Origin of the sequence: Psychrobacter sp. Ps7, from assembly GCF_022129225.1 — a bacterium.
GTDB lineage: Bacteria > Pseudomonadota > Gammaproteobacteria > Pseudomonadales > Moraxellaceae > Psychrobacter > Psychrobacter immobilis_A.
This window is the reverse complement of record NZ_JADQAH010000003.1, coordinates 42,765-62,729: the sequence shown is the minus strand read 5'-3', so window position 1 is coordinate 62,729 and position 19,965 is coordinate 42,765. Positions and strand designations below refer to the sequence as shown.

Genomic DNA, 19,965 nt, shown 5'->3' with positions numbered 1-19,965 from the left:
CACGATACGGGGTTTCTATTTAAATAGGCACTGTAAAACATAAAAACGTTTAACTTAAATTTGAACCAAGATTAGGTCAACTGAGCAACGTTAATTTTATCAGCTTCTTCAGTATAAGAATCCATACGATCGAAGTTCATGTACTGATACACTTCCTCGCCCATGCTATCAAGCATACCAGCGTACTGCTGATATTCTTCGTTGGTTGGCAATTTACCAAGTACCGCTGCGACTGCTGCAAGCTCTGCAGAAGCTAGGTATACGTTAGCGCCTTGACCTAGACGGTTCGGGAAGTTACGGGTTGATGTTGATACCGCAGTAGATTTCGGTGCGATACGTGCTTGGTTACCCATACATAGTGAACAACCTGGCATCTCAGTACGAGCGCCGGCTTGAGCGTAGATGTTGTAGTAACCCTCTTCCATCAACTGACGCGCATCCATCTTAGTAGGTGGCGCAATCCATAGACGAGTTTTCAAACTACCTGCTGGTACGTCTTGTAGCAGTTTACCCGCAGCGCGGAAGTGACCGATGTTGGTCATACATGAACCAATGAACACTTCATCAATGGTATCGCCAGCGACATCAGCCAATGTTTTTGCATCGTCTGGATCGTTCGGGCAGCAAAGAATAGGCTCTTTGATGGTGCTCATATCGATAGTCATATCGATAGCGTATTCTGCATCAGCATCAGCACGCAATAGGCTTGGGTTTGCTAGCCATTCTTGCATCTGCTCGATACGACGGCTGATAGTACGCGCATCGCCATAGCCTTCTGAGATCATCCATTTTAGAAGGGTAATGTTTGAGTTTAAGTACTCAGTCACTGACGCTTCAGACAAAGTGATGGTACAACCAGCAGCACTACGCTCAGCTGAGGCATCAGATAGCTCAAACGCTTGCTCAGCGGTCAAATCTTCTAGACCTTCGATCTCTAAGATACGACCATTAAACTCGTTGATTTTGCCTTTCTTATCAACGGTCAATAGACCTTCTTTAATCGCTTGATAAGGAATCGCATGGACTAAGTCACGCAACGTGATACCAGCCTGACGTTCGCCAACGAAGCGAACACGGACAGATTCAGGCATATCAAGTGGCATAACACCAGTCGCTGCGGCAAATGCTACTAGACCAGAACCTGCTGGGAATGAGATACCCATTGGGAAACGAGTATGCGAGTCACCACCAGTACCAACGGTATCTGGAAGTAGCATACGGTTCAACCAGCTATGAATGATACCATCACCTGGACGTAAGCTGACGCCGCCACGATTCATGATAAAGTCAGGTAGTGTGTGCTGAGTTTCAACGTCAACTGGCTTTGGATAAGCGGCAGTGTGACAGAATGACTGCATTACTAAGTCTGCTTGGAAACCTAGGCAAGCCAAATCTTTTAGCTCATCACGAGTCATCGGACCAGTCGTATCCTGCGATCCTACAGTCGTCATTTTAGGCTCACAGTACATGCCTGGACGTACGCCCTCTAGACCACAAGCTTTACCGACCATTTTTTGTGCTAGGGTAAAACCTTTACCCGTATCAACTGGCTCTTCTGGCTTAGCAAAGATATCTGAATGTCCAAGACCCATATATGCGCGAGCACGATTGGTCAAACCACGACCAACGATTAATGGAATACGGCCACCAGCACGAACTTCATCAAGCAATGTTGGTGAGTTCAATTTGAATGTAGACAACACTTCATCAGAATCATGCTTAGTGATTTTGCCTTCATACGGATAAATGTCAAACACATCACCCATGTTTAGGTTATCAACGGCTACTTTTTCGATTGGCAATGCGCCAGAATCTTCCATCGTGTTGAAGAAAATAGGCGCGATGTTGTTACCAAGTACTAGACCGCCGCCACGTTTGTTTGGCACGTTAGGGATATCATCGCCCATGAGCCACAATACTGAGTTGGTCGCAGATTTACGGCTAGAGCCTGTACCTACCACGTCACCAACATAAGCGAGTGGATGGCCTTTTTCTTTTAACGCTTCGATTTGCTTCATTGGACCGACAACGCCCTCTTCGTCAGCAGTGATGCCGTCGCGAGAGTTTTTGTGCATAGCCAATGAATGCAATGGGATATCAGGACGGCTCCACGCATCTTGCGCAGGCGACAAGTCATCGGTGTTGGTTTCGCCAGTCACTTTAAACGTCGTGTAAGTCGTCTTTGCTGGTACAGCATCACGGTTCAAGAACCATTCAGCGTCAGCCCAAGATTGAACCACTTCTTTAGCGATAGCATTGCCCGCTTCTGCTTTTTCAGTCACGTCATTGAACGCGTCAAACACCAGTAACGTCTTTTTCAACGCTTCAGCAGCATCTTGTGCCACTTCCGCGTCATCCAGTGCCGCAACCAATGGTTGAACGTTGTAGCCACCTTGCATCGTGCCTAGGATTTGAACGGCTTTTTGCTTGCTAATAAGTGGTGAAGAGGTTTCACCCTTAAGGATCGCTGCTAAAAACGCCGCTTTAACGTAAGCTGCTTGGTCAACGCCAGCAGGAATACGGTTTTCTAGCAGGTTCATCAAGAACGCATCTTCGCCTGCTGGTGGATTCTTTAGTAGTTCAACCAACTCTGCTACTTGTTTTTCATTCAGTGGTAGCGGAACCGTTCCTAGCTCAGCACGTTCTTCGACATGTTTACGATAAGCTTCTAACACAATAGTCGTCCTCGTCAGTTGGGAGTATTAGTACATTACGTGGGTAGTCAGCATGACCGCCTGCGTCTATATACTAGATGGAATAATTATTGGTGCAATCATAGCTTAAAACGCTCTAAATGTTAATGGCTCAGCCTTTAAAAGGCTCATAAAGCGGTTATAAAGGGCTCATATTGAACATTTATTATATAAATAGTACCATCAACAATATGATTGAGCAGCCTTGCACAATCGATATACAGCTTGTCATTTTAGTCAAGCACCGCTCGATTTATGAGTAAATACATACGCTGTGACTGCTAGACGCTTTGTAGGATATTATTTGATAAAATATCATCTTGATACGATAGCTTAGAGAAAATATCACTTAAAAAAATAGCGCTTGAAAAAACAACTTTTATTAACCATATATTAAACGAATAAACATTAAGGATGATGATATGGATAGTAGTGCAATGCAAAACAAAAATAGGGATAACAGCGATATGGAGAACAGCCATATAAAGAGCAACGCTAATTATCAAAACGGTCTCAAAGTTCGCACTGACGTGATGGGTGAAGCGCATGTCAAACGCTCGCTTGACAGCGCGACTGGATTTACCCAACCATTACAAGACTGGATTATTGAGCACGCTTGGGGCAGCACATGGCAAGATGACTCAGTATTGCCACGCAAATATCGCTCATTAATCACCATTGCTTTTTTAATTGCGCAAAAAAGCCCCACTGAGCTAAAAGGGCACATTCGAGGTGCCATCAATAATGGCGCAAGTGTCGCTGAGATTCGAGAAGTATTAATGCACAGCTTGCCTTATTGCGGGGCACCTGCCACTCAAGAAGCGTTTCGTGCTGCCATAGAAATCCTGAATGAGTTGGATATTGATATAGATATTTAAAACTATGGTAATCAGACAAACCATAGTAGCCTTAATGATCCACCTCAAAATGATCAGTTAAACATTATTCATTGAAAATTAGCCCCTAAGTTTCTGCTATAATGTCCTCACTCACAACACATTCTAATAATTCCATAAACCCTTATACTATAAAGGGTTAAGAGATACTTTATTATGACAACTGCCGTACAAACACATGTGCCTGCTGCTAAGGTCAAACCTAAAAAAGCCATTCAAGGCGAAAAGCTACGTGGCTACGATAAAGTTGCCCGTATCCCAATTAAAGTGATTCCGACCATCGAGGCCAAGAAAAAGCCAGATTGGATTCGGGTTAAAATGTCCTCGCCTGCTGAAGTAGCTCGTATCAAAGCCACCTTGCGTGAGCAAAAACTCTATACCGTTTGTGAGGAAGCGGCCTGCCCTAACCTGCCGCAGTGCTTCGCTGATGGTACGGCGACCTTTATGATTATGGGTGATATCTGTACCCGTCGCTGTCCGTTCTGTGACGTCGGTCATGGTCGTCCTAATGAGCTAGATGCAGATGAGCCGCGTCACACTGCCGAGACTATTTTAGGTTTGCAGCTTAAGTATGCGGTAATCACCTCTGTGGATCGTGACGATCTAAAAGATGGCGGCGCGATGCATTTCGTTGAAGTGCTCAATGAATCTCGCGCACTTAGCCCGAATTGCCTCATTGAAATATTGGTGCCTGATTTCCGTGGTCGTATGGATATCGCGCTAGACTTGTTAACTGAAACACCGCCAGATGTCTTTAACCATAACATCGAAACCGTGCCTCGTTTATATAAAGCCTTCCGCCCAGGTTCTGACTATCAGCATTCGTTAGATTTGCTCAAACTCTATAAAGAGCGTCGCCCTGATATCGCGACCAAGTGCGGCTTTATGGTCGGTCTTGGTGAGACTGAAGAAGAGATTTATGCGCTGCTTGATGACCTAAAAGCGCATAATGTGGATATGATTACGGTTGGTCAGTATCTACAACCCAGTAAAAACCACGCGCCTGTCGATCGTTACGTCCATCCAGACGAGTTCCAGCGTTATATGGACTACGGCAAAAAAATTGGCTTCTTTAACATTTGGGCAGGCCCAATGGTACGCTCAAGCTACTTTGCCGATCGTCAATATTACGGTGAAGACTGCCCTGCACCGATTCGTAGCAAAAAAGCATTGGCAGCAGAAGGCAAACTTGGCTGCTAAGTGTCGGGGTTTAATGAGCTAATACTTAAAAATTAAGTTGAGCATGTAAAAAGGGTGAATAACAGTTTATGTTATTCACCCTTTTTTATGAATCTAATGAATTATTAAAACCTTCAACCGCAACGTCTTAAATGGTTAAAGTGGGCGTTGGCTCGCCACTGTTTCTAGTATTAAGGATGGCGATAGCAATAACGATCACGCCACCCACTAGACCAGTCGTTATTCCAGGATAGATTAATAGCAAAGCTCCGACTGCTAAAACAACGCGTGTTACTGGGCTCATATCGCTTTTAAAATAACCCTCTAATGCCGCACTAAGTGCGAGAACACCCGTAATTGACGTCAATACTACCGTGATAATATCGATAATAGGTGGTAGCGGGAAGTCCTTAGCAGTTACCGCAAGCCCAGTAGGATCAATCATTAACATCGCTGGACTATAGATAAACATAAACGGCACGATAAATCCGGCGAGTGCCAGTTTGAGCGATAAGAACCCTGTCTTCATCGGATCGCCACCGGATATGCCCGCACCAGCAAAGGCGGCTAGACACACAGGCGGTGTAATATTGGCAAAAATACCAAAGTAGAAAACAAACATGTGCGCCGACAAAATTGGAATATCAAAACCGGCTAATGCTGGTGCTGCCATCGTTGCCGTAATAATATAGGCAGGAATAGACGGCAGTCCCATGCCCAATACCATCGAGGCAAGCATAGTCAAAATGAGCGTGAAAAATAACGACCCTGCACCAAGTGTGACAATTGATGAGGTCATCACCGTTCCAAAGCTGGTTAGACTCACGACTCCGATGATAATACCGACGACTGCACAGGCAGCCATTACCGCGAGTGACTGGCGTGCACCATCTTCTAATGCACCCAAAATGTCAGAGAAACCCATTCTAGTTTCTTTACGCAGCATACTGACCACGACAGTAAAACCAATGGTATAAGCCGCTGCATAACCAACGGGCACGTTTCTGATTAATAAGAAAATCAAAAATACAATCGGTAGCAGCATATGGCCGCGGGCTTTTAACACTTCTTTCACGGCTGGCAAGCTTTCTTTAGCGATACCTTTTAGATCGCGACGACCAGCGCGAAAATGCACCTGCGCAATGACGCCAAGATAATACAATATCGCGGGTAATAATGCTGCCAACGCAATCGTGCTGTACGGCAAGCCTGTTGTTTCTGCCATAATAAAGGCGCTCGCGCCCATAATCGGCGGTAATATCTGCCCGCCAACAGAGGCACTTGCCTCTACTGCACCGGCAAAATCTTTGTGGTAACCGACCTTTTTCATGAGCGGAATGGTAAAGGCACCAGTACTGACCACGTTTGACAAAGCAGAGCCATTAATACTGCCCATAAAACCACTAGAGATAACCGCCACTTTTGCCGGACCACCTTTTTTATGACCCGCAATTGCCAAGGCTAAATCATTAAATAGCTGTCCCATCCCTGAGCGCGCTAAGAATGCACCAAAGAGAATAAATAGGAAGATAAAAGTGACCGATGCACCAATCGCAACAGAGTATAAACCTTCGGTTTTTAGGAATAATTGACCAAAGATATCACCCATGTCATAAGGACGCGTCAGCAGCCTATCGGGCATAAAGTCTAAGTGGCTGACAAACGGATACGCCAAAAATATCCCTGCCAATATCGGTAAAATCCAACCTGTGATACGGCGACTGCCTTCTAATACGCAGACCACCGTAATCAGCGAAAATATTACATCCATCTGATTGGCCATACCGCCACGTGAGGTCACGATATCTTGATATTCATATATCAGATAAGCCATCCCAGACAATGACAGGGCAAACCATATCCAGTCATACCATGCCACGCGCTGACGGCTGCTTTTTTTACTTGCAGGGAAAATTAAGAAAATTAAGGCAAAACCAATGCCCACGTGTACGGAGCGCTGTAGCAGCGCTGGCATGGGATTAAAAGTGATATATAAATGAAATAGTGAATATAAAATGCAAAGTCCAGCGATAAAATACTTCACTGGTCCTTGAGTGATGTGCCTTGTGATGGATTCTCTATCGTACTTTTCTAATATGGCTTTATTGTGGGCTTGCGCCTCAAGTTCAGCGTCGACCTGAGTATCAGCATCCGTGTTGGAATGTATAGGCAAGTCGTTATTGATATGGTTATCTGACATCGTTGTCACATTATTGTGATCCATCACTTGGGAGTTCATGACACAAATCCTTGTTAAATCTATCAATGAAATCATACGTTTTCGGCATGATCGTTACTTCAGAATAGTCTGGCACCCAGCGATGAATGAGCATCTGGTAGTTACCATAGTCAATCTCACCTTTGGTAAGCCGTGAGACCACCCAATTAATCTTAGGAAATTTCTCATTGATTTGATAACCCAGATAGCCAGGTTTTTGTACAGGAGCAAGCATTTCAGTGGAAGGCGTACCTGCACCAAAAGCTTCAAAATAAGTGGTGGTCAGCAGCAATTCAGCGTCTTCTGTACTACTGCCGTCTATACGTTGGTATTGCTCTTCCCACCATTGTTTTTCTACAGAGTGTATCCAACGCAGTTGAAAATTTGGCTCGACAAAGTAGCACACTTTATCATTAGCACCGTCAACGCCTGCAACACGCACTTCCACCACAGGCTGACGGACAAAGAGATGCCATAGCGTAAAAAAAACCAGCGCGGCAATGCCTGCCACGCCAATTAATAACCCTAATCGCTTATTTAGCTGCTTGCTCATCATAGTACTTTTTGGCGCCAGGATGAATAGGTGCGACCATTCCTTCACGAGCCGTTGCTAAGCTAATATCATTAGCTGCTTGGTGCGCTGTTTTTAGACCGTCTAAATTGTCAAATAACGCTTTGGTCAGCTTGTAACCATCTGCTTCAGACAACTCAGAGCTAACCAATAGAGCATTCATGATTGCTGCGGTTGGAATCGCGGCGTCATTGCCATAAGTGCCAGCAGGAATCTCAAAGGTCTTAAAGTAAGGCTTAGTCGCAATGATTTCTTGTAGCTTGTCTTGATTGATGGTGATCAACTGTAAGTCTAAGCCCTGCTCTAGCTCCATCAATGAAGAGTTTGGCAGACCACTACTAAAGAAAGCCGCTTCAATTTTACCCGCTTTCATACCGTCCGCTGCTTCCGCAAAGCCTAAATAATCAACGGTCACATCATCATATGTGATACCAAACCCTTCTAATAGCGTCCGAGCATTTACTTCTGTGCCAGAGCCTTGATCGCCCACAGCGATGCGCTTACCACGTAGGTCTTCAATATTTTTGATGCCAGATTTTTTGGTGGTGACAATTTGCACCACATTAGGGTACAAGACTGCAATCTGTTGGATGTTGGTTATTGGCTTATCAAAGTTGTTTTTGCCTTCGACCGCGTCGGTGACGACATCACTGAGCGCCAACACCATATCGACTTTACCTTGGGTCAATAGATTGACATTTTCGACTGAAGCGCCAGTGGTTTGCGTTTTTGAGTTGACCCCAAAGGTTTTGACATAGACTTCTGATAAGGAAGTGCCGATGATGTTATAAGGGCCAGATGCTCCGCCAGTGGCGATGGTAAGGAACTTGGTGTCAAGCTTGTCGGCGGCAGTGTCAGTAGCAGCGCTATCTGTTGCCGTACTGTCAGTACTTTCTGAACTTGGTGATGAGCATGCCGTCAGACCTAAAGTGGCGCTTAACATTGCTGATAAAAGTAACGGAGATTTTAGAGAGTTGAGCATTGAGTTCATCCTTGAAATAATCGAGTTAATACACTTAACGGCATCAATATATCGATAATGATGCGTTACAGACCTGTAATAATATAGCAATTCTTGCTATAAATAAACTGCCATCCAGATTCCCTCTACACTCACACTTTATATGCGAAGCTATTTAAGTGAAGGCGCAGCAGTTCTTGTAATGAATCAACAGCCAAATAAAGTTTTGCTATGCGGAACAATGTTTCATTATACAATTCATTTAACCAAAGTCTGTGTCTATTGTAAACCTTTATAATCATCTAAATACAAACGAGGTTATTTGACCAAAAAATACTGATATAAAATGACTAGATGGTAGCTCTTAATGCATTTTTACCATACTGTAGGCTTGATTATATTTTATATATAAACCCTAAGCGGTTGTCTTGTAAGTCAGCTGACTTAAAGTAGATCCCGTCTAAATTTGCAAATTCGTCACCACATATCTTGGCACCGTTATCTGTTACTCTAAAAATAGGGAAAACCTTTATGACAATATCTAGTGTAGAAAAGTCAGCGGCAGTATCGGCATTAGTATCTGCCGATATCGCCATCATTGGCGGTAGTGGTCTTTATCAGATGCAAGATTTAACCAACAAACGTAGTGTCAGCATATCGACGCCTTACGGCAAACCCTCTGATGACATTGTCTTAGGTGAATTAAATGGCGTGACGGTCGCCTTTCTAACTCGTCATGGTCAAGGTCATAAGTTCACCCCTTCCGAAGTGCCTTATCGTGCCAATATTTATGCCCTCAAAACTTTGGGCGTACGCTACGTCATTTCGGTATCGGCAGTGGGGTCGCTAAGAGAAGCGCTTAAACCCTTAGATATGGTCATTCCCAATCAAATGATCGATATGACTAAGCATCGAAAAAGCAGCTTTTTTGGGGAAGGTGCAGTGGCACACGTCGCGATGGCTGATCCTTTATGTCCTAAAGTAGCGGATGTTCTAACGCGTGCTTATGTTCATGCGCAGATAGCCGAAGGTCAATGTCATGCAAAAGCCACTTATATCTGTATCGAAGGGCCGCAGTTCTCCACTCGTGCAGAGTCACACTGGTATCGGCAGATGAACGCTGACATCATTGGTATGACCAATATGCCAGAGGCTAAGCTTGCACGTGAAGCGAGTATGGCTTACGCGACGCTAGCATTGATCACAGATTTTGATAGTTGGCATCCTACCGAAGAAGCCGTTAGTGCAGACTATGCCATAAGAAACCTAATAAAAAATGCTGAAAACGCTCAAGCAGTGATTAAGCAAGCGGTCGCCCTACTAGCAGCAGAACAGCCTGACTCTATTGCCCATACAGCTTTAGCTCAAGCGTTAGTCACGCCAGTACAGGCGATGAGTGAAGAGACTAAAACCAGACTTTCAGCATTATTGCCTTAACGATACCAATTTGTGATTATCGAAAAGCCATCGAACTATAATCAACCTAATAGGGTCAACAAAATAGCTCGATGGCTTTTTCATACCTAAAAACCCTAAATGATAAGGCGTTCTCAATTTTTAGTTCTCAATAAACTTTTAATCATCAAGCCAATCTTCAGGTAAATACGGTAAATCTTCAGGCTCATCGATATCAGGCAAAGGTTCTAACAACGCTACAGACCATCTCAATTCTGCCAAGCGCTGTTGAGTAACCTTTGCTACGCTCGCCGTACTCCATTCGATATTGCTAAATAAACGAGCAGCAACTTGCTTAAAACCAAACAGTACATAGCCACCATCAAAAGCAGGAATCATGACGCTATCTTGTGTTTCTAATTGCTGGGCAGCCTGTCGAATACGAATGGTTGTAAGATTAGGACAGTCCGTACCTATCAAAATAACGTGCTCGAAACGTGTTAACGCTTGCTGACTGGCGGTTAACATACGTAAACCCAAATCACCCTCTGCTTGTGCTGACCATCGCAGCGATTCAGGAAAATCAAGCAGTTGCCAGCATGGATCTGTCGGCGCAGGACTAACACATAACTCAACCGTAAAGCCGGTAGCGACTGCTTGCTCTATACTATGCAATAGTAGTTTATGCGCCATTTGCGCGGCACCTTCAATACCAAGAGCTGGCTGCAAGCGCGTTTTTGCCATGCCCTGTGCGGGGAACTTGGCGAAAAGAATAATGCAAGTTTGTTAGTTTTGATTCATGGTAAGAGCTTATTCTTTTATTTATAATAACGCGCTTTGATATTATCAGCTGATACGCCGCGCCAGTAATCAAAACGTAGATGCCACATCAAAATAATCGTCCGCCAAGTGCCATGCTGTTGCCAACGTCTTGCCGATGTGATGACTTTACTTTTTAAACAAGCAGGTTTAGCAATACCTTTTAATTGTTTGCAAAACTCAATATCTTCCATTAAGGCTTGGTTAGGATAATTACCGATTCGCTCAAATAAAAACTGGCTAATAAAAATGGCTTGGTCGCCTGTCGCGATTCCGCTCAACCGTGAGCGCCAATTAATCATTTGACTGACCAATCGCAGTGTCGGTTGACGACTGGCTATTTGCACATCAAAACGTCCCCACTCTGCCCGTTTCATCGCTTCAGAAACGCTATCGATAGCGTGCAGTGGCAATTGCGTATCGGCATGCAAAAATAGCAATACATCGCTAGTTGCTAACGCTGCACCTGTATTCATTTGCAGCGCGATTCATTTGCAGCGCGCGACCTGCTTTAGACTCAGTCATTTGCCAATCAATTTTACGATCATTATCAAGCATTAACTCATTAATAAAACTTTGGATTATGTCAATAGAATCATCGTTTGAACCACCATCGACCAATATCACTTGCTGCGGGTTTGGATTTAGCTTGTTGATATTATCAAACAATAAAGGCAAATTATTTGCCTCATTGAGTACTGGAATAATAATAGAAACCGTCGCCATAGCCGTCATAGTTAGCAGTACTCTTACTTGTTGTTACCATTATTTCTTATTAAGGCTCCAATTATAATTGGTATAGCCAATCTTCATTTTTCCTGCTTTTAGCTCAGCCGTTTGCGACTTATTAAGCCCTAAAGACGAGCTGTAACGAGCCAAAAACCCTTCTAAATCATTAGTACCGCGCCAGTTGGTTTCAAAGTCTTCTTTATACCATTTAAAAATTGGCGAGACCTCTAACGTATTACCTTTGAGACGGTTGCGACTGCTATCCGCGAGGAATTTACTCGTCACTTGCTCTAATTGTTTATCTAATTTACTCGCTGTAAAAGCATCATTTAATAGCGCAGGACAGCCGCTGCTCGCACAGTTCACCGCAAAGTGAATACGCGGTTCGTTATAGCGTTTGGAGCCACGGATTAGATTGTGCTCGATGTCATCAAGCGAGCGCTTCTTGCCTAATAGCGTGACAAAATCCTGTTTCCATGGCGAACCAAATATTCCACCAATATCTTTAATCGACTTGATGTTAGGATATTTGGTCAAGACTAGCTCTACAGTGCCAGCATTATAGACGTTAATCAAAAATGCTAATTGCTCATCTTTGCTCCAACCATTAAACTCTGATTGACTGACTTTGCTAGTCGCCGCCATATAGCTATCAAGTTTGCTTTGATCCGCTTTCATACCGTTGTAGTTAACGACTGAGGCTTTGCCACCATTGGTCATGGTGACGTTTTTATTCAGTAAACTATCCCAAGTGCTGTGATTAAAATCCGCATAACTTGCCATACTGGCTAACAATATAGAGGTGGCTACTGCTGTTTTAACTATCAAACCACTGCTTAAAAAAAGGCTTTTACTATTAAGTCTTGTACTATTAAATACTGACATGAGTCACTCCATTTAAATCAATGATATTTTTTCTATCGTCTGATCTGTTGTCTCTTCTTCTAGCGCACCACCGCAGCTACTTCCTTGCCCTGCCGTACAGCCATAGCAATGATCTGCAATAGCAATGTCATCGCCAGCAGGATTTTGCGTTAACAAATCGCTTAGATGCCGACGGGACTTGTTGGGCACTGGAATCTCTAATTGCTGGTTAAAGTCACAATCAAACAACTCTCCTAACCAATTGACACTAATGGTCGATCGACACATGACTTCAGTTAAATTGGCGGCCACGTAATTGGCTTTGAGCAAATCCATATAGGGATAGAATTGGTTTTTAGCCAATAGCACCGCACCAAAACGCTGAATGGGTATATTGGTCAAGGCAAATAACTGATGAAATTCGATATCAAAATGCGCTTTTAACTCGCGCTTATAATCCGCTTCGAGCTGCTGTTGATTGGGCGGCAGCGTCGCACCTTGCGGGTTATAAACGAGGTTAAGCGTTAAGTTTGAACCCACTTTGCCATAACCTAATGCATTGAGTTTACGCAGTCCCAATATACTGTCATCAAATGCGCCTTTACCGCGCTGCTTATCGACGTTTTCTAATGAATAACAGGGCATTGAAGCCACCACTTCGACCGCATTGTCTGCCAAAAACTGCGCCATGTCCTCATACCCATCTTTCATCAGGATAGTCAGATTACAGCGATCAATCACTTTTACACCCAAGGCATGTGCGGCTGTAACCAAATACTTAAAGTCTTCATGCATCTCAGGCGCACCGCCCGTTAAATCAAGCGTCTCAATATTTTGTGCTTGTAAGACTTCTAGAATCAACTCAACCAACTCACGCGACATCATCTCTGTGCGGTAAGGACTGGCAGCCACATGACAATGCACACAAGACATATTGCATAAGTAACCCATATTGACCTGTAGCGTGGTTAACTCACGACGTTTGAGCGCTGGAAAATCCGTGTGCTCGAGTAATTCGATAGTTGATTTCATAATGGTATAAAACCCCGTTAGTAGCACCTCTAAAGCAAGAAGGATGACGCAAAAATAAAAGATTAAAAAAAGACAAATTCACACGCAAGCAATTGCTTTTTATGATTATTTCATAAAATTATCATCTTATTTCCAGCCTTGTCACTTTACGATTTATCTAATTAATCATACCTGATTGTGAAACAATATTGACAACTAATATCGTGATTTTTACCTTTTATTCCAAATGAGCATGACGTTTCGTAGGATGTCATACAGCACTTTTGAATTTGGCTTTTAAGATATTATATTCAGCAGCTTTATAGATCGACCTTCTCATCCAATTGGCAATGCCACAGTTGTCAGTGCAAAACTCTTAAATAGCATTGACCGCACAAGGCTTTATCGCTAAATTGGTTGCAACATTCCTATCTTTTAAAACAACATGCACTGATAAAATATAAATACTTTTAGAATATAGAAAACCCACCACGTACCAATGCTTATAACACACGGATGTAAGCATCAAATCACCTTTAAGGATAACGTAATGAATATGAGCACATTACTAAAACCAACTGTACTGAGCATTGGATTAATGAGTGTCATAGGTTGCACTACCATGCAGACCGCGCCCAAGGATATGAGCAACTCAGCAACTGTCTATTACAATGGCAACATCATCACGATGGAGGGCGATCAGCCACAAATGGCTGAAGCCTTAGTCACCCAAGCGGGCAAGATTGCTTATGTGGGCAATTTACAAGAGGCGCAATCGAAATATAAAAATGCCGCGCAGATTAATCTACAAGATAAAACCTTATTACCAAGCTTTATCGATCCGCACAGTCATTTTGATATGGTGTCGAACACCATGGGTCAGGTCAATCTCAACCCGCCGCCCATCGGTCAAGTCGATAGTATTCCTGAAATGATGCAAACGCTAAAAGATTATAAAATAGACAATAACATTGCTGATGGCGACTGGATATTTGGTTGGGGTTATGATGAAACCCAGCTCGCCGAGGGGCGTCATCCGACCAAAAGCGAGATTGATAAAGTATTGCCAAACAACCCAGTGTATTTACAACACACGAGTGGTCACATGGGCGTGGCAAATAGCAAGGCGCTTACCATGATGAACATCACTGCTGACAGTAAAAATCCAGCGGGCGGTAATATTGCTCGAATTAAAGGCTCTAATGAACCAAACGGTCTCGTACAAGAAACGGCGATGTATCCGTTCGTGCGCAATATGCTAGAAGTGTTAGCGCCGAATCAAGGCAAATTCTTTGAGCAGACGCAAGAGTATTATGCAAAGAATGGCATAACGACGGCACACAATGGCTCAACGGCTCGAAACACTATTCAGTTTTTTCAAAAACAAGCCGATGCAGGCAAACTTAAAATTGACTTGGTCGCACTAGCAGGAGTGATTGACTTAGATGAGAATTTAGCTGATAAAAACTTTGTATGGAAAACCTATAAAAACGGTTTTAAAGTACAGGGTACCAAAATCGTTGCAGATGGCTCGCCACAAGGCAAGACCGCCTATTTTAGCCAACCTTATCTCACGCCAGTTCCAGATTGTGAAAAGGACTGCCGCGGTTTACCAAGTGTCAGCCAAGATGAACTGAACGAGATGTTTGTCAAAGCCTATGCTCGTGACAATCAGCTCTTTATCCATAATAATGGTGATGGCGCAACCGATATGCTCATCAAGGCACACGAGTATGCCGTTAAAAAGACTGGTCAAGCAGCTGATAAAGATCGCCGTACTGTACCCATTCATGCTCAATTTGCCCGACCTGATCAGCTAGCCGCATTCAAAAAATATAATATGGTGCCATCCTTCTTTACCAACCATACTTACTTTTGGGGAGATGTACACGTTAAAAACTTAGGTAAAAAACGTGCCGACTTTTCAAGCCCGATTGCCACTGCTGATAGAATGGGACTTAAATATACCAATCACTCTGATGACACAGTGACACCTGTTGACCCGATATTTACAGTCTGGTCAGCAGTCAATCGCACTTCGCGCTCAGGTAAAATCATTGGTAAAAATGAGCGAGCGACGCCGTATCAAGCGTTAAAAGCCATTACCAGCAATGCCGCTTATGAGTATTTTGAAGAGGACAGCAAAGGCACCTTGACGCCCGGAAAACTGGCTGATTTGGTTATCTTGGATGCCAACCCATTAACCATAGAGGCAAGCAAGCTCGAAGATATCAAAGTCATCACAACCATTAAAGAAGGTCAAACGATTTACCAACGTCCAGTACAATAGTTCATGGTAAGCGCCGTATAATAAGCCAAATTTTAGCAGGTGATTTCAAATTGTCATGCCTGCTATTCATTAAGATGATAAACCATTAAAGCTATTTATTAAAAACATTCATTAAAACTGTTTAAGGAACCCTATATGAGTACCAACACCGATACAGGTAACGACCACATTCTCTCCTCCGATAATATTCATTACTTGCATCATGATTTTTTTGAACCAAGCCATGAAAACACAGCGGTAAAAGCCACATTACTGATTGTCCACGGTATGGCAGAGCATAGCGGACGTTACGCAGACTTCGCTCAGTTTTTAGCGGATCACGGTATCGCAGTGGCAACTTATGACCATTTGGGACATGGAAAGACCGTCAAAACATCAGCAGATTTAGGTTTTTTTGGTGAAGAGCATCCAGTACAGTCCCTGCTAAAAGACGTCATTGTCATGGCTGATAGCTTAAAAAATCGTCATCCTGACGTGCCTCACTTTGTAATGGGTCACTCTATGGGCTCGTTTATTGTGCGTAATGTCCTAAAGCACCATGCACACAATTTTACAGGTGCTATTTTGATGGGTACAGCAGATGCCAACCCCTTGACTAAAGTGCTACTCCCAGTCAATAAAATACTGGCAAAAGTAGCCCCTAAAAAACCCAATGCAATGTTTGCCAAGGTGATGAATAAAGTCTTGAATAGTAAGCTTGAAGATCGCATCTCTTCATCAGAATTTGCGTGGTTAACTGAAAATCCTGCCGCCATTGAAGCCTATGAAGCAGATCCATTGACGGGCTTTGATTTCACCAATAATGGCTTTATGACATTATTCTTTCTGATGGAAACTGGCTTAAACAAAGGCTGGGCAATGACTATTCCAAAAAACTTCCCGATGCTATTTATTAGCGGCGAAGATGATCCTATCGGAGATATGGGCAACGGCATCCGCAAAATTGTCACGCGCTTAAACAAGCAAAACTTCAGTCAAGTAGATATCCAACTCTACCCAAACATGCGTCATGAGCCTTTGCATGAAAAAGACCACCAAACAGTTTATGAAGATATCTTAGAATGGATAGAAAGCCATAGCTCAGACAATTAACCGCAGCGCTCATCTTGGCGGTTAACTCGTTTGCTAAAAGTCGCCAAATTAGCGACAATACGGCAAGCAAGTTTTTACGCCAAGTCATGCGAGTTATTTAACGATAATATATGCTTTACCTTCCACTAACTTTAGGAATCTTTATGTCATTACAACAAACCATCGAACAAGCCTTTGAAAAACGCAACGAATACAGCCCAAGCACGATGCCACAGGACGTGCGTGATGCTATTAATCAAGTACTTGAGCAATTAGATAACGGCACATTGCGCGTTGCAGAAAAAAAGGATGGCGAATGGGTCGTGAACCAGTGGGCAAAAAAAGCCGTTTTGCTCTCTTTTCGCTTAAACGACAACTATGTTCAGGCAGCGGGCGAACATGTGCAATTCTATGACAAAGTTCCGACTAAGTTTGCCAACTGGACCGAAGCACAGTTCAAAGAATCAGGCGTACGTGTTGTACCACCCGCTGTTGCTCGTAAAGGCTCGTTCATCGCAGCAGGTGCGGTATTGATGCCGTCGTATGTCAACATCGGCGCGTATGTCGATCAAGGCGCGATGGTAGATACGTGGGCGACCGTGGGTTCATGTGCCCAAATTGGTAAAAATGTGCATTTATCAGGTGGCGTTGGTATCGGCGGCGTATTAGAGCCATTGCAAGCGAATCCAACAATCATTGAGGACAACTGCTTCATCGGTGCACGTTCTGAAATTGTTGAAGGCGTAATCGTCGAAGAAGGCGCTGTTATCTCGATGGGTGTATTTATTGGTCAATCAACGCGCATTTATGATCGCGAAACGGGTGAGATTCATCGTGGCCGTGTACCAGCAGGCTCTGTTGTCGTACCGGGTAGCTTGCCGTCAGAAGATGGTACGCATAGCTTATATGCTGCTATCATCGTCAAAAAAGTCGATGCACAAACCCGCGCTAAAACATCAGTCAATGAGCTATTGCGTTTAGCCTAGTATTTCCAATACTTAGAGTCTCGTACCCAAACCGTACGGACAGCGACAGATCCTCTTTATTAAAGACGCTGAAGAAAACTTCAGCGTCTTTTTTGCAGCTTAATAGAGGGTGGTGCGTTATAATCCCTTTTTTTGGTTTGGCTTTATCCAAACGCAAAACCTCCATACCAGAACCTGCCTTTTTATTACGATTGATAAATGCCTCATCCCATTAGCAATCTTTAACTGTATTTGACATATTATGAGTGAATCACTATTACGCACCGCCGCCATTCCTGTCACTGACCCTGAAGCAGGTCTACGTTTGACAGAAATTTTTTATTCTTTGCAAGGTGAAGCGCTGACCTCAGGCTTGCCAACGATATTTGTGCGCTTGACCGGCTGTCCACTTCGCTGTGTCTATTGCGATACTGAATACGCCTTTACTGGCGGCGAGCGGCAGTCGCTAGAAACCATTATAGAGACCATCAAAAGCTATCCTTGCAAGCGTATTTGTCTGACTGGCGGCGAGCCTTTAGCTCAGCCGAACGCCATTGAACTAATGAAGCGCTTACTGAGCGACGGTTATGAAATCTCGCTTGAAACCGCAGGCGCGCTCACGGTAGCAAACGTGCCAAAAGCGGTCAGTAAAGTCATGGATCTCAAAACGCCAAGCTCAAGCGAAGTCGATAAGAATCTATGGTCAAATCTCGACCACCTCACTCAGCATGACCAAATTAAATTTGTCATTATGAACCGTACTGATTACGACTGGGCAAAAGCCATGTTGATCGAGCATGAGCTAAACGATTTGGTCGGAACGGTTTGGTTCTCTCCGATGTTTAATGTCGCAGAGGATATCGACGACGAAGTCAGCCCCGATGTACCTTTGTTGGCGCGCGAACTTGCAGAATGGATGTTGGCTGACGCGCTGCCCGTACGCTTCCAATTGCAACTGCATAAAATCATCTGGGCAGATGCTAAAGGTAAATAATAGCCCAATCATCTAAACGGATATTCAACATAAATAGCGACCCAAGGATAGGAATATAGGTATGGTCAAACTCATTTTATTGGGCTTATTATCGGGGGCATTTTTTAGCTCGACGTTTGTGTTAAACGAAGTTATGAGTGCGGCTGGTGGGCATTGGTTTTGGTCAGCTAGCCTTCGCTATGCATTTATGTGGCTAATACTCACGGCTATTATAATTATGCAGCATGGATTTGGGCGTATTACAGAGCTAATGACTATATTCCGTCAACATTGGGGCTTTTGGTGTATTACGGGCAGTATTGGTTTTGGAATTTTTTATACAGGAATATGCTACGCGGCTGATCATGTCGCAGGCTGGGTAGTCGCCGCGACTTTTATGTTTACAGTGGTCGCAAGTCTACTCGTTTTGCTAGCATTCGGACAACGTTTTGATAAAAAATTCATTGCATATGCGTTATTAGTATTTGCTGGCGTGGTACTGGTCAATATCAGTGAAGGACTGCATGCCGCTTCTTTGCTAGATGCTGATGCAGTGCCTATGAAAGATATGCTGCTTTATGGTGCCGTGCCTGCCCTAATAGCCGCCTTTAGCTATCCCATTGGTAACCAGTTGGTTTGGCAGGTATCTTACAACGCTCGCAAGCGTAGTGCCGAGCCTACTAGCACTCAAAAAAGTGATATCCAAGCCAACGAGATTAGTAAAAAAACAACCTCACTTATTACAGAAGCACCTGCGTTGTCAGCCGATATGAGTTATACGGCGGACGCGGTCGATTCCTTAAACCTTAACCACCCCACTCAAACCTTGCCGAGCTCTGTGCTGCAAACTTTAATCGCACGTATACCTGCTATCAAAACCACCCTGCTACAAAATGCCTTTAACAAAGTATGGTTAATGACCTTGGGCAGTCTGCCATTTTGGTTGGTTTTGGGTCTTGTCGTTCATCCGGATTTGCCTGATACTAAGCAGGTATTCAATACCTTACTTGTGGCTCTATTGGCAGGCGTGGCGGCAACCAGTATCTTTTTATATGCCCGTGAAAAAGCGGAAACTTCAAGCGAAGTGGCTGGGGTTGATGCCACTCAGGCAAGTGAAGTGATATTTGCCTTAATTGGCGGTATGCTATTGCTCAATAATACTTTGCCATCAGCGATGGGCTTAATAGGTATTGCTCTGATTATCGTTGGGCTTATTCTATTTGCAAAAGATGGCTAAACTACTACCTAAAATTAGGTTAACTCTATTTGAATTATTGATATAAACAACTTCAAAACTAGTCCAGCACAGCCAATCTATTTTGATGGCCAT

At 43.7% G+C, this 19,965-nt stretch carries 17 protein-coding genes; 8 read left to right on the top strand and 9 right to left on the bottom strand.

Going from position 1 to position 19,965, the window contains the following annotated elements:
* Positions 1 to 71: 71 nt before the first annotated feature.
* Positions 72 to 2,675, bottom strand: a complete 2,604-nt coding sequence (acnB, locus tag I3257_RS01960; protein WP_193007569.1) for a bifunctional aconitate hydratase 2/2-methylisocitrate dehydratase — start codon at positions 2,673 to 2,675, stop codon at positions 72 to 74.
* A gap of 485 nt (positions 2,676 to 3,160) precedes the next feature.
* On the opposite strand from acnB, the gene I3257_RS01955 reads away from it, so the two are divergent.
* Together I3257_RS01955 and lipA are read left to right on the top strand one after the other, a co-directional pair.
* The gene (locus tag I3257_RS01955) at positions 3,161 to 3,571 is read left to right on the top strand and encodes a carboxymuconolactone decarboxylase family protein (protein ID WP_238048701.1); all 411 of its coding nucleotides are present in this window, start codon (positions 3,161 to 3,163) and stop codon (positions 3,569 to 3,571) included.
* Positions 3,572 to 3,745: 174 nt separating this feature from the next.
* Positions 3,746 to 4,789, top strand: coding sequence for a lipoyl synthase (gene lipA / locus I3257_RS01950; protein WP_055123860.1), 1,044 nt, complete (start codon positions 3,746 to 3,748; stop codon positions 4,787 to 4,789).
* A gap of 127 nt (positions 4,790 to 4,916) precedes the next feature.
* Here lipA and I3257_RS01945 read toward each other — a convergent pair whose 3' ends face one another.
* From I3257_RS01945 to I3257_RS01935, 3 genes are read right to left on the bottom strand one after another with little or no spacing between them, the layout of a single operon-like run.
* Entirely contained in the window at positions 4,917 to 7,007 is a 2,091-nt protein-coding gene (locus I3257_RS01945) for a TRAP transporter permease (protein WP_238048653.1), read from the bottom strand.
* Positions 6,979 to 7,539 carry a DUF1850 domain-containing protein gene (locus tag I3257_RS01940; protein ID WP_238048652.1) on the bottom strand — a complete coding sequence of 187 codons (561 nt, stop codon included), beginning with the start codon at positions 7,537 to 7,539 and terminating at the stop codon, positions 6,979 to 6,981. Before I3257_RS01940 ends, I3257_RS01945 begins: the two co-directional genes overlap by 29 nt.
* Positions 7,520 to 8,539, bottom strand: a complete 1,020-nt coding sequence (locus tag I3257_RS01935; protein WP_193007574.1) for a TAXI family TRAP transporter solute-binding subunit — start codon at positions 8,537 to 8,539, stop codon at positions 7,520 to 7,522. Before I3257_RS01935 ends, I3257_RS01940 begins: the two co-directional genes overlap by 20 nt.
* A gap of 510 nt (positions 8,540 to 9,049) precedes the next feature.
* Here I3257_RS01935 and mtnP point away from each other — a divergent pair.
* Positions 9,050 to 9,955 (top strand): S-methyl-5'-thioadenosine phosphorylase, encoded by a 906-nt coding sequence (gene mtnP, locus I3257_RS01930; RefSeq protein ID WP_238048651.1) that lies wholly within the window; start codon positions 9,050 to 9,052, stop codon positions 9,953 to 9,955.
* A gap of 138 nt (positions 9,956 to 10,093) precedes the next feature.
* Here mtnP and I3257_RS01925 read toward each other — a convergent pair whose 3' ends face one another.
* Genes I3257_RS01925 through arsS form a run of 5 tightly spaced genes read right to left on the bottom strand, consistent with a single transcriptional unit; the run spans position 10,094 to position 13,357 of the window.
* Positions 10,094 to 10,687 carry a TIGR04282 family arsenosugar biosynthesis glycosyltransferase gene (locus I3257_RS01925; protein ID WP_346014804.1) on the bottom strand — a complete coding sequence of 198 codons (594 nt, stop codon included), beginning with the start codon at positions 10,685 to 10,687 and terminating at the stop codon, positions 10,094 to 10,096.
* 44 nt (positions 10,688 to 10,731) lie between these two features.
* Positions 10,732 to 11,208 (bottom strand): TIGR04283 family arsenosugar biosynthesis glycosyltransferase, encoded by a 477-nt coding sequence (locus I3257_RS01920; RefSeq protein ID WP_238048649.1) that lies wholly within the window; start codon positions 11,206 to 11,208, stop codon positions 10,732 to 10,734.
* The gene (locus I3257_RS01915) at positions 11,180 to 11,458 is read right to left on the bottom strand and encodes a glycosyltransferase (RefSeq protein ID WP_238048648.1); all 279 of its coding nucleotides are present in this window, start codon (positions 11,456 to 11,458) and stop codon (positions 11,180 to 11,182) included. The genes I3257_RS01920 and I3257_RS01915 overlap by 29 nt, the downstream gene beginning before the upstream one ends.
* 39 nt (positions 11,459 to 11,497) lie before the next feature.
* On the bottom strand, positions 11,498 to 12,346 hold the full coding sequence (locus I3257_RS01910) for a DUF547 domain-containing protein (RefSeq protein ID WP_238048647.1): 849 nt from the start codon (positions 12,344 to 12,346) through the stop codon (positions 11,498 to 11,500).
* Positions 12,347 to 12,358: 12 nt separating this feature from the next.
* The gene (gene arsS / locus I3257_RS01905) at positions 12,359 to 13,357 is read right to left on the bottom strand and encodes an arsenosugar biosynthesis radical SAM (seleno)protein ArsS (protein ID WP_238048646.1); all 999 of its coding nucleotides are present in this window, start codon (positions 13,355 to 13,357) and stop codon (positions 12,359 to 12,361) included.
* 535 nt (positions 13,358 to 13,892) lie between these two features.
* Here arsS and I3257_RS01900 point away from each other — a divergent pair.
* The 5 genes from I3257_RS01900 to I3257_RS01880 all read left to right on the top strand — a co-directional run bounded on the left by I3257_RS01900 (position 13,893) and on the right by I3257_RS01880 (position 19,872).
* Positions 13,893 to 15,626: an amidohydrolase gene (locus I3257_RS01900; protein ID WP_238048645.1), complete on the top strand. Its 1,734-nt coding sequence runs from the start codon at positions 13,893 to 13,895 to the stop codon at positions 15,624 to 15,626.
* Positions 15,627 to 15,761: 135 nt separating this feature from the next.
* On the top strand, positions 15,762 to 16,718 hold the full coding sequence (locus tag I3257_RS01895; protein WP_238048644.1) for an alpha/beta fold hydrolase: 957 nt from the start codon (positions 15,762 to 15,764) through the stop codon (positions 16,716 to 16,718).
* A gap of 143 nt (positions 16,719 to 16,861) precedes the next feature.
* Positions 16,862 to 17,683 (top strand): 2,3,4,5-tetrahydropyridine-2,6-dicarboxylate N-succinyltransferase, encoded by an 822-nt coding sequence (gene dapD, locus I3257_RS01890; protein WP_060491477.1) that lies wholly within the window; start codon positions 16,862 to 16,864, stop codon positions 17,681 to 17,683.
* Positions 17,684 to 17,924: 241 nt separating this feature from the next.
* Positions 17,925 to 18,656, top strand: coding sequence for a 7-carboxy-7-deazaguanine synthase QueE (gene queE / locus I3257_RS01885; protein WP_238048643.1), 732 nt, complete (start codon positions 17,925 to 17,927; stop codon positions 18,654 to 18,656).
* A 61-nt stretch (positions 18,657 to 18,717) separates the two neighbouring features.
* Positions 18,718 to 19,872 (top strand): multidrug resistance efflux transporter family protein, encoded by a 1,155-nt coding sequence (locus I3257_RS01880; protein ID WP_238048642.1) that lies wholly within the window; start codon positions 18,718 to 18,720, stop codon positions 19,870 to 19,872.
* Positions 19,873 to 19,965: the final 93 nt, after the last annotated feature.